This window comes from Amorphus orientalis (assembly GCF_030814015.1).
GTDB classification, from domain to species: Bacteria; Pseudomonadota; Alphaproteobacteria; order Rhizobiales; family Amorphaceae; genus Amorphus; species Amorphus orientalis.
This window is the reverse complement of sequence record NZ_JAUSUL010000002.1, coordinates 652,527-667,232: the sequence shown is the minus strand read 5'-3', so window position 1 is coordinate 667,232 and position 14,706 is coordinate 652,527. Positions and strand designations below refer to the sequence as shown.

At 66.2% G+C, this 14,706-nt stretch carries 13 protein-coding genes; 8 read left to right on the top strand and 5 right to left on the bottom strand.

Going from position 1 to position 14,706, the window contains the following annotated elements; all coding sequences use genetic code 11:
• Positions 1-8: 8 nt before the first annotated feature.
• Positions 9-509, bottom strand: coding sequence for an Lrp/AsnC family transcriptional regulator (locus J2S73_RS10835; RefSeq protein ID WP_306885539.1), 501 nt, complete (start codon positions 507-509; stop codon positions 9-11).
• A gap of 101 nt (positions 510-610) precedes the next feature.
• Positions 611-1,399, bottom strand: coding sequence for a 3-oxoadipate enol-lactonase (pcaD, locus tag J2S73_RS10830; RefSeq protein WP_306885538.1), 789 nt, complete (start codon positions 1,397-1,399; stop codon positions 611-613).
• A 170-nt stretch (positions 1,400-1,569) separates the two neighbouring features.
• Here pcaD and J2S73_RS10825 point away from each other — a divergent pair, with 170 nt between their 5' ends.
• The 4 genes from J2S73_RS10825 to J2S73_RS10810 all read left to right on the top strand — a co-directional run bounded on the left by J2S73_RS10825 (position 1,570) and on the right by J2S73_RS10810 (position 5,801).
• Positions 1,570-2,490, top strand: a complete 921-nt coding sequence (locus J2S73_RS10825) for an AAA family ATPase (RefSeq protein WP_306885537.1) — start codon at positions 1,570-1,572, stop codon at positions 2,488-2,490.
• 10 nt (positions 2,491-2,500) lie between these two features.
• Entirely contained in the window at positions 2,501-3,751 is a 1,251-nt protein-coding gene (locus J2S73_RS10820; protein WP_306885536.1) for a vWA domain-containing protein, read from the top strand.
• 221 nt (positions 3,752-3,972) lie between these two features.
• Complete coding sequence (locus tag J2S73_RS10815; RefSeq protein ID WP_306885535.1) at positions 3,973-4,332, top strand: DUF1127 domain-containing protein; 360 nt, start codon at positions 3,973-3,975, stop codon at positions 4,330-4,332.
• A gap of 311 nt (positions 4,333-4,643) precedes the next feature.
• Positions 4,644-5,801 carry a PepSY-associated TM helix domain-containing protein gene (locus J2S73_RS10810; protein WP_306885534.1) on the top strand — a complete coding sequence of 386 codons (1,158 nt, stop codon included), beginning with the start codon at positions 4,644-4,646 and terminating at the stop codon, positions 5,799-5,801.
• Between the two features lie 174 nt (positions 5,802-5,975).
• Here J2S73_RS10810 and J2S73_RS10805 read toward each other — a convergent pair whose 3' ends face one another.
• Entirely contained in the window at positions 5,976-6,992 is a 1,017-nt protein-coding gene (locus J2S73_RS10805) for an LLM class flavin-dependent oxidoreductase (protein ID WP_306885533.1), read from the bottom strand.
• A gap of 238 nt (positions 6,993-7,230) precedes the next feature.
• Positions 7,231-7,458, bottom strand: coding sequence for a BrnA antitoxin family protein (locus J2S73_RS10800; protein WP_306885532.1), 228 nt, complete (start codon positions 7,456-7,458; stop codon positions 7,231-7,233).
• 289 nt (positions 7,459-7,747) lie between these two features.
• Here J2S73_RS10800 and J2S73_RS10795 point away from each other — a divergent pair, with 289 nt between their 5' ends.
• From J2S73_RS10795 to J2S73_RS10780, 4 genes are all read left to right on the top strand, one after another.
• A complete protein-coding gene (locus J2S73_RS10795; RefSeq protein WP_306885531.1) occupies positions 7,748-9,163 on the top strand; it encodes a carotenoid oxygenase family protein in 1,416 nt (471 codons plus the stop codon).
• A gap of 207 nt (positions 9,164-9,370) precedes the next feature.
• The gene (locus tag J2S73_RS10790) at positions 9,371-10,138 is read left to right on the top strand and encodes a hypothetical protein (protein WP_306885530.1); all 768 of its coding nucleotides are present in this window, start codon (positions 9,371-9,373) and stop codon (positions 10,136-10,138) included.
• 331 nt (positions 10,139-10,469) lie between these two features.
• Positions 10,470-10,859, top strand: a complete 390-nt coding sequence (locus tag J2S73_RS10785) for a DUF983 domain-containing protein (protein WP_306885529.1) — start codon at positions 10,470-10,472, stop codon at positions 10,857-10,859.
• Positions 10,860-10,993: 134 nt separating this feature from the next.
• Positions 10,994-12,370, top strand: coding sequence for an aminotransferase-like domain-containing protein (locus J2S73_RS10780; protein ID WP_306885528.1), 1,377 nt, complete (start codon positions 10,994-10,996; stop codon positions 12,368-12,370).
• Positions 12,371-12,508: 138 nt separating this feature from the next.
• On the opposite strand, the gene J2S73_RS10775 is transcribed toward J2S73_RS10780, so the two are convergent.
• Positions 12,509-14,323 (bottom strand): DEAD/DEAH box helicase, encoded by a 1,815-nt coding sequence (locus J2S73_RS10775; protein ID WP_306885527.1) that lies wholly within the window; start codon positions 14,321-14,323, stop codon positions 12,509-12,511.
• Between the last annotated feature and the right edge of the window lie 383 nt (positions 14,324-14,706).

Sequence of the window (14,706 nt, the reverse complement as noted above, 5' to 3'; positions counted from 1 at the left end):
GAACCCGGTCAGGCGGACGCCCGCCCCTTCTCCTTATCCAGCGGGATGAAGCCGAGCGGCAGTTCCGTGGTCGACTTGATCTGCTCCATCGCGAACGTGGTGGAGACGTCGGCCACGTCGATCTTGGCGATCAGCTTCTTGTAGAACACGTCGTAGGCTTCGATGTCGGCGACCACGACCCGCAGCAGATAGTCCACCGAGCCGGCCATCCGGTAGAATTCCACCACCTCCGGGAACGTCTTGATCGCGCTGGCGAAGCGGTCGAGCCAGTCCTCGGTGTGCTGGTTGGTCACGATCGACACGAACGCCGTCACCTTGGCGTTCACCTTCGTGGCATCGAGAAGCGCCACGCGCTTCATGATGACCCCCTCCTCCTCCAGCCGCTGGATCCGCCGCCAGCAGGGCGTCGTCGACAGCCCGACCCGGCGGCCGATCTCGGCGACCGGCAGCGTGCAGTCCTCCTGCAGGATGGAGAGGATCTTCTTGTCGGTCCGATCGAGGGTCGTCATCGAGGTATCCGTTTGCTCAAAAAGCCGCCATAAAGCGGCGCTTGCGCAAACTCATACCGCAAGAGCGGGTCTCACGAAACGTCATTTCGCAGGCGATCTGCCTACAGATCAGCCAGGAACGCCGGGACCCGATCGTTGAAGCGGGCTTCCTGCTCGATATTGGACAGGTGCGCGCACTCGGGGAACACATCCAGTTCCGCCCCGGACACGGCGGCCGCGATGGCTTCGCCCTGCTCCGGGGGCGTCGCCGGATCGTCGGCGCCGGCGACGACCAGCACCGGAGCCGAAATCCGGCGCAGGTCCCGGGTCTGGTCCATGTCCCGGATCGCCGCGCAGCAGCCGGTGTAGCCGGCCGGGCTGGTCGAAAGGAGCATCGCGCGGATCCGGTCCACGGTCTCCGGTGCGCGCGCCTGGAACGGCTCGGTGAACCACCGCGCCACCACCTGGTCGGCGATCGCCGCCATACCATGACTGCGCACCGTACCGATCCGCGTCTGCCACATGTCCGGCGGCCCCAGCTTCGCGGCCGTGTTGCACAGCGCCAGTCGCGTCACCCGCTCGGGCGCGTGAGCACCGAGCCACATGCCGATCATCCCACCCATCGACACGCCGCAGACGGCCGCCCGCTCGATTCCGATCCCCTTCAGCACGCAGACGGCGTCGCGCCCGAGGCGGCTGATCGTGTAGTCCCCGTCCGGTCCCTCGCTCTCGCCGTGGCCGCGCGGATCGTAGCGGATCACCTGGAAATGCCGGGTCAGGATCTCGATCTGGCCGTCCCACATGCCCAGATCCGTCCCGAGCGAATTGGACAGAAGCACGGAAGGCTTACCCGGATCGCCATCCAGCCTGACATTGAGCTTCACGCCGTCGTCGGTGGTGATGGTCGTCATTGTCCCCCTCCCAGGCCGTGCTGGCCGATCTGTCCTTGCCGCGCGCACGTTAGTTTCCGAAACCGAGTCGGAAAAGGCCAAGGTCACCGCGATCTTGATGTCCCCGGCCCGGGATTGCATCTTGCGGGTCCCGGCGGCCACGCGCCCGCACCCGTATCCGGAGTATTCAGATGACGACGACACCGGTTCCCGGCTCCATCGACGCCACGCTCGACCTGCTCGGGCAACAGGACTATGTCGCGGACCGGTCGCTCGCCACCGTCCTCTATCTCGCCCTGAAGATGCGCCGGCCGCTGTTTCTCGAAGGCGAGGCCGGCGTCGGCAAGACCGAGATCGCCAAGGTGCTGGCCAGCGGCCTGGGCCGCAAGCTGATCCGGCTGCAGTGTTATGAGGGTCTCGACGTCTCCACCGCCGTCTACGAGTGGAACTATCCCGCCCAGATGGTGGAAATCCGCATCGCCGAGGCAGCAGGCCAGACCGACCGCGGCGAACTCGCCTCCGACATCTTCTCCGAACGTTTCCTGATCAAGCGTCCGGTTCTCGATGCCCTGGAACCCGATCTTTCGGGCCCGCCGGTGTTCCTCATCGACGAGCTCGACCGCGCCGACGAAGCCTTCGAGGCGTTCCTGCTGGAAGTCCTCTCCGACAGCCAGGTCACGATCCCCGAAATCGGCACCATCAAGGCCGAAGAACCTCCGATCGTCATTATCACCACCAACCGCACCCGCGAGATCCACGACGCGCTGAAGCGTCGCTGCCTCTACCACTGGGTCGACTACCCGAACGCCGAGCGCGAACTCGATATCGTGCGGCTCAAGGTGCCCGGCGCCTCCGAGCGCCTTGCGGCGGAAATCGTCGCCTTCGTGCAGGCGCTCCGGGATCAGGAGCTGTTCAAGGCGCCCGGCGTCGCGGAAACACTCGACTGGGCCACGGCGCTCGCCGAACTCGACCAGATCGCGCTCGACCCGGCTACCGTGTCCGACACGATGGGCGTCCTCCTGAAGTATCAGGACGACATCGCCCGAGTGCAGGCGAGCGATCTGACCAAGCTGATCAGCTCCCTCAAGACCGACACCATGATATCCCTGTGAGCACGTCCCGATGAGCGCAGCGCCGCCCGACGAGCCCACCGCGCACGACCGGAACGTCGGCGATCCGTCCGGCAAACTCGTCGACAACATCACCCATTTCGCCCGGGTGCTGCGGGACGCGGGCATGCCGGTCGGGCCGGCCCGCGTGGTCGAGGCGGTGCGCGCCGTGGAGACCGCCGGCATCGAGCGGCGCGACGACTTCTACTGGACGCTCCACGCCGTTCTCGTCTCCAAGCGGGAACATCACATCCTGTTCGATGCGGCCTTTCACCAGTTCTGGCGGCCCCGCGGGCTCCTGGAGAAGATGATCGAGCTCCTGTCGCCGGTGGCGCCGCCGCGCGCGCCCGAACCCGCCAAGAAGGCCGGCGCGCTCCGCGTCTCCAAGGCGCTCCAGTCCGGGCGCGAGGAACGCAGCGAGCCGGAGACGCCCGAACTGGAGATCGATGCGCGCCAGACGTCGTCGGGCCGCGAAATCCTCCAGAAGAAGGACTTCGCCCAGATGACGGCGGAGGAGATCGCCCAGGCCAAGGCGGCGCTGCGCGATCTTGTCCTGCCGCTGGACACGGTGAAGACCCGCCGCTTCACCCCGGCCGCCCACGGCCGCCGGATCGACATTCGCCGAACCATTCGCCAGAGCCTGCGCGGCGGCGGCCAGTCGATGACGCTGGCCTTCCGCAAGCGCAGGGAAGTGGCGCCGCCGATCGTCGCGCTGTTCGACATATCCGGCTCGATGAGCCCCTACAGCCGGCTGCTGCTGCACTTCCTCCACGCCCTCGGCGAGCGTCGCCGCGTCACCACCTTCCTGTTCGGCACCCGGCTCACCAACGTGACGCGTCAGCTGCGCATGAAGGATCCGGACGAGGCGCTGGCGGCCTGCGCGGACAGCGTCGAGGACTGGTCCGGCGGCACCCGCATCGCCGCCGCCCTGCACGACTTCAACAGGAAATGGTCGCGCCGGGTCATGCACGGCGGACCGATCGTGCTTCTGGTCACCGACGGGCTGGAGCGGGAGAGCGACGACGACCTCGCCCACGAGATGGACCGTCTGTCGCGCTCGTGCCGCCGGCTGATCTGGCTGAACCCGCTGCTGCGCTACGACCAGTTCCAGGCCAAGGCGCGCGGCATCCGCGCGATGCTGCCCCATGTCGACGAGTTCCGCTCGATCCACTCGCTGGACACGATCGCCGACCTGGTTACCGCCCTCGGCCGAGACCGGGGCACGGCGGAGACCGATCCCCGCCGCTGGATGGACGCGGCCTGACCCGGCGGAGCCGATCCCGCACCGCACACCCGCAGCCCGCGCAAGGCCGCTATGCGCCCACGGAGCAGCGCGCGCGATGCATTGCTGCGTTGCAACAATACCCGGTACTGCATGGCTCCGGACGGGGTTATCTCAGGGACCAGACGGGACGCACCCCTTGAGGGGACGCCCCGGTGTCCGGTCCGCACGATGCGGACGCCCCGAGATAAAGACCGAGTACGATGACAACTTTCCCGAATCCGACTTTCGACACCGCCCGCATCGAAGCCGAAGCCCGTACGCTGCGCTCCAAGGAAGTTGCGCGCGTCGCCGGCAGCGTCGGCCGCTCGATTGCCAACACGGTTCGCAACGTCTTCGAGAGCATCGCGGAAGCCCGCCGGATGCAGACCACCTACAACGAGCTGTCGGCTCTCTCCGACCGCGAACTCCGTGACATGGGCCTGGTCCGCTCCGACATCACCGCTGTCGCTGCCGGCGTCATGCAGCGCCCGGTGGAGCTGACGGCGATCGACGGCAGCAAGGCGGCCGACAAGGCCCCGGCTCCGGTGGCGGCCCAGGACGACGTTCGCCTCGCGGCCTGATCAGCCCACGCGGCATCTGGTTTCCACTGCGCTCCGGTTCCCGGCTACTCCTCCCGGCCGGCGATCGGCGAGTGGACTGCCCTCTCCTCTGGAGACGGGCACATCGGGCGCACCTTCGGGTGCGCCCCTTTTTTTGTCCGCTGCCGCAGCCTTGCGTGGCCGGACGGAGAACGGCAGGCCCCCTGGTGTTGGATCTCTCCGAGATTTGCGCGGCCGTGCGTAGGAAAGCCGGCCATCCGGCGTTGGAGACATAGTCCTCCAGGCCGCAGGCTCCCGCCGGCCGCGCCGACTTCCAACGCGAAGATCCCGCCATGCCTTTTCGCCGTCTCGTCTTCTGGTCGCACCTGATCGTGGCGACCGTCACCGGCCTCGTGATTCTGTTTCTTGCCGTCACCGGCCTGCTTCTCACCTACGAGCGGCAGATCGTCGCCGCTGCGGAAGCCCGGGCCTTCACTGTTCCGGCAGACGGCCGCCCGGCGCTTTCCGCCGACGAGCTTGCCATCCATGCCGCCGGCGCGCTCGGTCCGGGGTCTTCGCTGGTTTTCGGCAGGGACCCGCAGGGGCCCGTCAAGGCGACCGCAGGACGTGGCAAGCAGGTCTTCCTCGATCCTTTCACCGGCGCCGTGCTTGGAACCGGCGCAGAGCGGATCGAGGCCTTTTTCGGCACGGTCGAGCATCTGCATCGCTGGTTCGCACTTGATGGCGATGCGCGTGCGGCCGGCCGCGCGGTCATCGACGCGGCAAACCTCGCCTTCCTGTTCATCCTGATGTCGGGGGTCTATCTCTGGTGGCCACGGCGCTGGCGATGGCCGCTCCTGAAAACCCATCTGACGCTGCGCCGGAACCTGCCGACTGCCAAGGCGCGTGACTACAACTGGCACCATGCCTTCGGGATCTGGGCGGCTGCCCCGCTGCTTCTGATCGTGGTGTCGGGTGTCGTCTTCTCCTATCCGTGGGCGAACCGGCTGGTGTTCGCTCTCTACGGGGAAGAGGCGCCGCAGGGTCGTCGCGGTCCGCCCGTTCCCGCGCCGGTGCAGCCGGCCAATGCCGGGGCCCCCGCCGCTCCCGTCTCTCTGGACACAGTGCTAGCGGCGGCAAAGACAGTCGATCCCGACTGGCGCACGATCACGCTCGGCCTGCCCGCCCCGTCCGACAGCAGCGTTCGGGTCACAATCGACGCCGGCAACGGTGCCCAGGCGGATCTGAGAACCGACGCCGTCATCTCGCGGAACGCCGGGCACATCCTGTCCACCGCGGGCGCGGACCAGCTCTCGCCCGGACGCCGGGCGCGGGTCTGGTTGCGGTTCATTCACACCGGAGAAGTCTACGGCATCGTCGGCCAGACCGTCGCCGGCCTGGCCTCGCTGGCAGCCGTCCTTCTGGTCTGGACCGGACTTTCGCTCGCCTGGCGGCGGCTGATCTGGCCGTTGACGCGGCGCAAGGCGAGGCAGGCGGCCGCGGTCCGCTGACCAAGGCCCTGAACCGGCTCTCCGTCTCCTGAGAGCCTCAGCGAACGACCGTCCGCCGGCCGGTCAGGCCGCCCGTACGGAGCCCGTGCGTGTCAGCGCACTCGGCGTGAGCAGAAAAGGCTCTGTCCCCGCGCTTCCAGCGGAAAACCGGTTCCCACTTTTCCTGGAAGCGCTTCAGCGCCAGCCCAGCTCCGGCGCGACGTGGGTCAGGATCGCCTCCAGCATGTGGGCGTTGTACTCCACGCCCAGCTGGGTCGGCACGGTCAGGAGCAGCGTATCGGCCTCGGCAATCGCCTCGTCGGCCTTGAGCTGCTCCACCAGCCTGTCCGGTTCGGCCGCATAGGTCCGCCCGAAGATCGCGCGCATGTTGTCGATGATGCCGACCTGGTCGCTGTCCTGGCCGCGGCCGAAATAGGCCCTGTCACGGTCGTCGACGAGCGCGAAGATCGAGCGCGACACCGACGTGCGCGGCTCCCAGTCGTGTCCGGCCTTTGCCCAGGCTTCCCGATAGCTGCGGATCTGCCTGGCCTGCTGGACGTGGAACGGCTCGCCGCCCTCGTCCTCCTTCAGGGTCGAGCTCTGCAGGTTCATGCCGCGCTCGGCCGCCCACACGGCCGTCGCGTTGGAGGCCGAGCCCCACCAGATGCGCTTGCGCAGGCCTTCCGAATGCGGCTCGATGCGCAGCAGTCCGGGCGGATTCGGAAACATCGGGCGCGGATTGGGCTCGGCGAACCCCTCTCCTTTCAACACCTCCAGCAGGACATCGGTGTGCCGGCGCGCCATGTCGGCGTCGGTTTCGCCCTCGGCAGGCTGATAGCCGAAATAGCGCCAGCCCTCGATCACCTGCTCCGGCGAGCCGCGCGAAATGCCGAGCTGAAGCCGTCCGCCGGAAATCAGATCCGCCGCGCCGGCATCCTCCGCCATGTAGAGCGGGTTCTCGTAGCGCATGTCGATAACGCCGGTGCCGATCTCGATCCGGCTGGTCCGCGCGCCGACGGCTGCCAGCAGCGGGAACGGCGAGGCATACTGACGCGCAAAGTGATGCACCCGGAAATAGGCGCCGTCGGCGCCAAGCTCTTCCGCCGCCACCGACAGGTCGATTGCCTGGAGGAGCGCGTCGGAGGCCGAACGCGTGCCGGAATGCGGCGTGGGCGACCAGTGGCCGAAGGACAGAAAGCCGATCTTTTTCATGGGAAGAGAACCCTGAGAGGAAACTTGGACCCTCGGCGCGCTCAGCACCGGTCCGGTTGATCCTCACATAAGCCTCTCCGTGGCCTCATGCACGGCCCCGGGCGTTTCCGAACCGCGAACGGTCCGTCCCGGATCGGGCGACCCGGGCCTGCCGACTGCGCACCGCGCCGATTCGTTGGTCCACAAATCCCTGCGAAAGCCGGAGGGAAAACCGGTTCCCACTTTTCCTGGCGTTGCTCTAGAGCCCCGCCGCCTTGCGCAGCGCGGCGTTGATGCGGTCCTGCCAGCCCGGCCCCTCCTCCTGGAAATGGGCGAGCACGTCCCGGTCGATCCGGAGCGCCACCATCTCCCGGCCCTTCGGGACCTCGTTCGTGGCAGCCGGCTTTGCTTCCGGCTCAGCCTTCGGCGCCTTCGGTTTGAACATGGCCTCGGCGGCCGCGCGATAGTCGGTGGGACGTCGGGCCATCAGGCCGCTCCTTTTCCGGTATGGGGGAGCACTGTGCGGCCGTCTGGACGCGCCGACTCTGCAACTCCTCCCTGTAGCTATACAGGAAATCCGGGCTGCGCGCCTCCCACGGCGTGACGCAGCCGCCGACGATTGCGCCCGTTACACCCGCTCAGTACGCTGACCCGTGGCTGAACCGCATCGATATGTCCGCAGCCTCGGTCATCGGATGCACATGCCGCGTGAGTACACCGTTCCTTGCAGTGGCAGACAGACACGCGTTCCGCCCGTTCAGCCGAAAGACCCGCCGATGACCGATGCGCCGCGCCCCGAAGACCCGTCCTGGCACTCCGACGACCCGCACCTCAGCGGCGTCTTCACGCCGGTCGCGCGCGAGGTCGACGTGGCCGACCTCACCGTCGTCGCCGGCCGCATCCCGGAGGATCTGTCCGGCGCCTACATGCGCAACGGCCCGAACCCGCTCTTTCAGCCGCTGTCCTACACCTACCCGCTCGACGGCGACGGCATGATCCACGCCGTCTATTTCGACAACGGCCGCGCCCGCTACCGCAACCGCTTCGTGGAGACCCGCGAACTGACCGTCGAACGCCGCGCCGGGCATGCCGTCTGGGGCGGGCTGATGGCGCCGCGGCCGATCGATCCCGCGCTGTTGGAACCGGGTGCTGCCGCCTCCCCCTTCAAGAACGGCGCGTTCATCAGCGTGCTCGCCCACGGCGGCCATCTCCTGGCGCTCGGCGAGGCGGAAGCGGCCTACGAGATGACCATGGAGCTGGAGACCGTCGGCGAATGGACCGCCGGCACCGAGAGCCCGCTGCCGATCGGCGCCCACAACCGCCACCATCCGACCACCGGCGACCTCTTCGCCATCGCCTACGATCCCGGCAGCCCGGACGTGCAGGTCCGCCGGATCGACCCGTCCGGACGCCTCGCCGACAATTTCGCCGTGCGGCTCCCCGCCTCCAGCATGATCCACGACTTCGTGCTCACCGAGAAACACGTCGTCCTGCTGGTCGGTCCCGCCATCTTCGACTTCGAGGCGGCCCAGCGCGGCGGCCCGATCCTCGCCTGGCGGCCGGAGCTCGGCACCACCATCGCCGTCATGGAGCTCGACGGCAGCGCGCCGACCATGCTCGAGGCCGAGCCCTTCTTCGTCTACCACTTCGCCAACGGCTTCGAGCGTGGCGGCTCGATCGTGATCGACTATGTGCGCCACCCGGAATTCAGCCTGGGTCCCGACGGCGACGACGGCGCGCCGCACCTGCACCGGCTCGTGCTCGATCCGGCGACGCACCGGGTCCGCGACATCCCGCTTGCCGACTTCTCCACCGAATTTCCCCGGGTCAACGACCGGCTTGAGGCGCGCGCGACGCGCTTCGTCTACGTGCCGCGCCTCACCGGGTCCCTGACCCGCGGGCCGCACCCGTCGGCCACCTTCAACACGATCGTCAAGGTCGACACCGAAAGCGGCACCGCCCTCGCCCACGATCTCGGCGAAAAGGTCGCGGGCGAGCCGGTCTTCATCCCGAAGCCCGGCGCCTCGGCCGAGGACGACGGCTACCTCGCCGTGTTCGCCACCGACCCCACCGCGATGACCAGCGATCTGGTGCTTCTCGACGCCACCGACCCGAGCCGCGAGCCCGTCGCCGTCATCCGCATGCCCCAGCGCGTGCCCCAGGGCCTGCACGGGACCTGGATCGGGAGGTAGGGTTTTCTAGCGCTGGGTGATCCACACATCGGCTACGGGACGCACTTTATTTGCTTTGTCGCCAAAACGCACGCTCCTGCAGTTTGTAGAAATAATTAGCCCAGCAATAAAAAAACCTAGAATATCCAGCTGACCAAACCGTTGGAATGGCCCGCAAGCACGAGAAGGCCATACGATCAAAGAAAACCCACAACACGGCCATACACAATGCCCATAAACAACAGCAGTGAATTTATTTCCCAGATTCGGCGAAATCCAGAGAATTTCTATATAATTCACTATTCATGCCAGAGTCTATACGATGACAACGATGGATTGCCCCCCCGCATAACATCTATTGCTATTTCACACTTCGCAACCGAACAAGCAGTCAGCTTCTCAACACACTCAATCGCCGAAGAGCTTCACATCTCAAGAGAGAATGTTCGTGATGAATTTGATAATATTGAGAAAAAACTTCTAATTGATTTTTACGAATTTGTACGAAACCGCCGGGACAAATACTGGGTACACTGGAATATGAGAAATTTGACTTACGGATTTGAGCACCTTGAGCATAGATACAGAGTCCTTGGCTCAGATAATGCTCCAGTTATCCCAGTAGAGCGGAGAATAAATTTGAATGATTTATTGTCTGATAGATATGGCTCCGAATATGCACCTCATCCAAAATTGACTTCTCTAATGGATCTCAATGGCGGCATTCATCGCCATGCTCTCACGGGCAAAGAGGAGGTTGAAGTCTTCGAAAAGAATGAATTCATTAAGATGCATAACTCAACCTTGGCCAAAGTCGGTTTTTTCCATCTGGTGATCAAAAAACTAATTCACGGAAAATTACGAACAGCAGCACGGAGCTTTGGAGTTAAACTGGACCGACTCTTCGAAAGTCGACTCGCGAAAATGGTTGGACTCATCGCAACAACACTGACTATAATTGCAGTAATTAGACAGATAATAATGTATTTCATTTAAGCTGCAAGTGGGGGACCACGGACAGCGAGATGGCTATCAATACAAGGGCAAAAGACGGGCCGTCAGCCCCCTGACCCACGTGGCGGGCGGTCCGTTTTGAGGACAGTCCGGGCAAGATAGTGGCCCCTAGGCGATCTTCGATGTCGCGGGGAAGATGCCTCAGCGGCACCTGCCGCCCGTGAAATGGCCCCAACCATCGATCCATACACCTGCCAATTAACCCATACATTTTGTCGCATTGTATGGCTCTACTTCTACTGACATTTGTGGAGCACGGGGTTCGCCGAAGCGGCATCCCGGTACAGGCACCGCAAACCGAAGGCACGGACCCATGGCAGGCAAAACCGCAAACTGGCCCCCGCTGGAGCCTTGGCGCGTCGGGATCAGAGGCCGGTGCCCCCGCTGCGGGCGGGGACATCTGTTCAGCGGCTTCCTCAAGCTCGCATCCGGATGCGAGGTGTGCGGCCTGAGCTACGACTTCGCGGATCCGGCCGACGGTCCCGCCTTTTTCGTGGTGTGCTTCTTCTGTGTGCCGTCGGTCTTCTTTGCCGTTTGGGCGGAAGTGGCGTTTCAGCCGTCGATCTGGTTCCACATATTCGTGTCCATTCCGATCATTCTCCTGACGTGCATCCCACCGCTTCGGCCCTTGAAAGGCTGGCTCGTCGCCAGCCAGTTCTACTACAAGGCGGAGGAAGGGAAGCTGGTCGGCACCGACGAGTAGCCATCCTTGCCGAGCGGCCCGCAGCTCCAGTGCACAGCCGGACGCGGCAGACAGCCTTTGTATGGAAAAATCGACCGGATCAAGCCATACAATACGTGACATCTCGCTCAGCATGCACACGGAAGAGAAGCTGAATGTGGACACCGCGCCTGGCCGGGACGGCTCGGAGAAAGTATCTGGGCATCGTCGAGGCGCTCGAAGACGACATCCGGGCGGGGCGCGTCGCGCAGGGTGAACGGTTGCCGCCGCAACGTGCCATCGCCGAGGCGCTTCAGGTCGATCTGACCACGGTGACCCGGGCTTTCAACGAAGCGCGCAACCGGGGTCTCGTTGCGGCTCAGCCCGGCCGCGGCACCTTCATTCGCGGCGGTCTCGGAGACGATCGCGGCGACACCGGGCGCGGTCAGCTCGACCTCAGCATGAACATTCCCTCGCAGCCCGCCGACGTCGCCTTCGACAAACTCATCCCAGAAGGGATCGCGGACCTGCTGGGCGGCGCGCGGGGGCTCATGAACCTTCACTATCGCCCGAGCGCCGGAGCCGAGCCCGAGCGCGAGGCCGGCGCAACGTGGCTCGGAAGCCGGATCGAGGGCGCCACACCCGAGCAGACAATCGTGACGGCAGGCGCCCAGAGCGCGCTTTACGCCGTTTGCGAGCTGCTGCTTCGGCCCGGTGACACCCTTGCCGCCGGTGCCATGACCTACCCCGGCCTCAAGGCGATCGCGCTGCAGAAGGGTCTTGCCCTGACGCCCCTGGAGATGGACGAAGACGGCATCCGGCCGGAGGCGTTCGAGACGCTGTGCCGGAAGAGCGCGCCGCGGGCGCTCTATCTCACTCCCAGCATCGACAATCCGACGACGGCCACGCTTCCGGACGCGCGGCGCCGGCAGCTTGCGGAGACGGCCCGCAATCATGGCGTGGCTCTGATCGAGGACGACCCCTACGCGCCGTTGAGGTCGACGGGAACGGTCGCGCTCGCGGACCTGGCTCCGGAGATCACCTGGCACATCGCGACGCTGTCCAAATGCGCCACGCCGGCGTTGCGGGTTGCCTATGTTCTCGCCCCGACCGCGGTCCTGGCGGATCGGCTCGCGGGCGTCCTGCGGTCCACGGTCCTGATGGCGCCGCCGCTGATGTCCGCGCTGGCCGGCCGCTGGATCGCAGACGGCACCCTGGACCAAATCACGGCCTCCATCCGGGCGGAGAACGCAAGCCGCCAGCAGCTCGCCCGGACGATCCTCGCGGATCTCGACTTTGCCGCCGATCCGCATGGCCATCATCTCTGGCTGCGCCTGCCGGAGCCGTGGCGGGCCAGCGATTTCGCCGGCTACGCCGAGCGCGCCGGAATTTCCATCGTGCCCAGTTCGGCCTTCGCCACCTGTCCCCATCCGGAGGAAGCGGTCCGGCTCTCCCTCGGCGTGGCGCGCGATCGAAGCGACCTCGAAGACGTCCTGCTCAGGCTCGTGGACCTGATCCTGCAGCCATCCCCCGGCGCGACGTTCGTCGTGTAGCGGCGACTTTGGGTCTCGCCCGACCGTCCGGTCCACGGGCCGCAGCCTCCCCGCACCCCCCAGGCCGGTCGTTCGATCGGCGCCCGTGGCCAACAAAAGCAGCGCTTCAGCCGCCCTACGGCCCAAACCGCCCCCGAATCAGTCGGGGCGCTTCGGTTTGCGGCCCTTGTGCTTCGGCGGTTTGCCGCGATCGGCCGACGGGGCCTGGTGCTTATGACCCGGCTTTTGGCCCGGCTTGCCGCCCGGCTTGAATTTCGGTTTCGCCGTCTTGGGCTTCTCGTTCGCCTCGCCCACCGGCGCGATCTTGATGCCGCGCTCGAGGCTGCCCGGCTGCCTGAGCTTTTCGGCAAAACCGGCGGCCTTGTCGGCGGCGATTTCGAACCGGGTTTCCGTGGCGTCGATCCGGATTGCGCCGACATCGCGTTTCGTCACGCCGCCGGCGTTGCAGATCATCGGCAGCAGAAATTTCGGATCGGCGCGGTGCTTGCGCCCGAGCGAGATGGTGAACCAGACGCCGTTCTGCATGTCCGGGCCGCGCGGCTCGCGCGCCGATGCGGGCTTGTCCGCGGACCTGCGGTCGCGACCGGACGCGCCGGTCCTGAGGGCTTCGGGGGGAAGCGGCCGGAGGTCCTCGGGAACCGGATGGGCAGCGTGTTGCTGGCGCAGGAACGCCGCCGCAATGCGCTCCGGCCCCACCCGGTCCAGCAGTTCGGCAACGAAGTCGGCCTCCGCGTCGTCGGGTTCGGCGGCGGAGACGGCGGCATCGAGGATCCGCCGGCGGGTGCGCGCCTCGATATCGGCGATGCCGGGTGCCGCGCGGACGGTCGCCGTCAGCTTCGCGAATCCAAGCACGCGCTGAGCAGCCCCTCGCCTGTTTTCCGGAACGATGAGCACGCAGACGCCCTTGCGCCCGGCGCGGCCGGTCCGGCCGGACCGGTGCAGCAGGGTCTCCGGGTTGCTCGGCACGTCGGCGTGGATCACGAGGTCGAGGTTCGGAAGGTCGATGCCGCGCGCCGCGACATCGGTCGCCACGCAGACCCGCGAACGCCCGTCGCGCATGGATTGCAGCGCGTTCGACCGCTCCGACTGCGCCATGTCCCCCGACAGGGCGACCACCGCGAACCCGCGATTGGCAAGGCGCGCGGTCAGATGGCGAACCGCTTCGCGGGTGTGGCAGAACACCAGGGCGCTCGAGCTGTCGGACTCCAGCAGCGTATTGATGATGGCGTGCTCGCGCTCGTCGCGCCGCACCAGCATCATCTGGTAGTCGATGTCGGCGTGCTGCTCGGTGGACGCGGTCGTCTCGATGCGCACCGCGTCCTTCTGCACGGTCCGCGCGAGCTCCGCGATGCCGCGCCGCACGGTGGCGGAGAACAGAAGCGTGCGGCGCTCCTCCGGCGCGGCGCCGAGAATGAACTCCAGATCGTCGCGAAAGCCGAGATCCAGCATCTCGTCGGCTTCGTCGAGCACCACGGCGCGCACGGCGCTCAGGTCCAGCGCGCCCCGGGTGATGTGGTCGCGCAGGCGTCCGGGCGTGCCGACGACGAGATGGGCGCCGCGCTCGAGCGCACGGCGTTCGGTCCGCATGTCCATGCCGCCCACGCAGGTCGCGATCCTGACCCCGGCTCCCGCGTAGAGCCAGTCGAGTTCCCTCTGGACCTGGATGGCGAGTTCACGGGTCGGCGCGATGACCAGACCGAGCGGTGCGGCGGCGACGTCGAACCGCTCGCTGCTTCCAAGCAGCGTCGGCGCGATCGCGATACCGAAGGCGACTGTCTTTCCCGAGCCCGTCTGCGCGGAGACCAGGAGATCGGCCTCCCCGTGATCTCCGGTCGTCATCGCCAACTGGACCGGCGTCAGCTCGCTGTAGCCCTTCGCCGCGAGTGCGGAGGCCAGCGCCGGATGGATGCCGGCGATCGGGGAATAGTCGTTGGAGTCTTTATCTGGCGTCATCGTCACCTTCTCTGCAAACCGCCAGATAGCATCATGTGGGCGCTGTGGGCAGGGATAGTCTGCCGGGAACTCCGCCCTTGGAAGGCTGGGCTACCCAGGACACCACGCGAGGCCGGGTGTGGGGCATGGGCGGGGAGCACCGTTCCGTCCTCCCGCCACATTCCGCGCGCGGGCTTTCTTCTCCGCTCATCCCCGCGAAAGCGGGGATCCATACTGACTCGCCAAGCGGAAGGTCGAAATGACTTCGCCTCCATGGCGGCAGTGTCCTCCAACTCTCATTCCGCACAAGCCCGCTGTAAGGCCCTATGGATCCCCGCTTTCGCGGGGATGAGCGGAGCGTGAGGCTGCCACGGAAAGAACCCGCTTCCGCCGTGCCATACTGC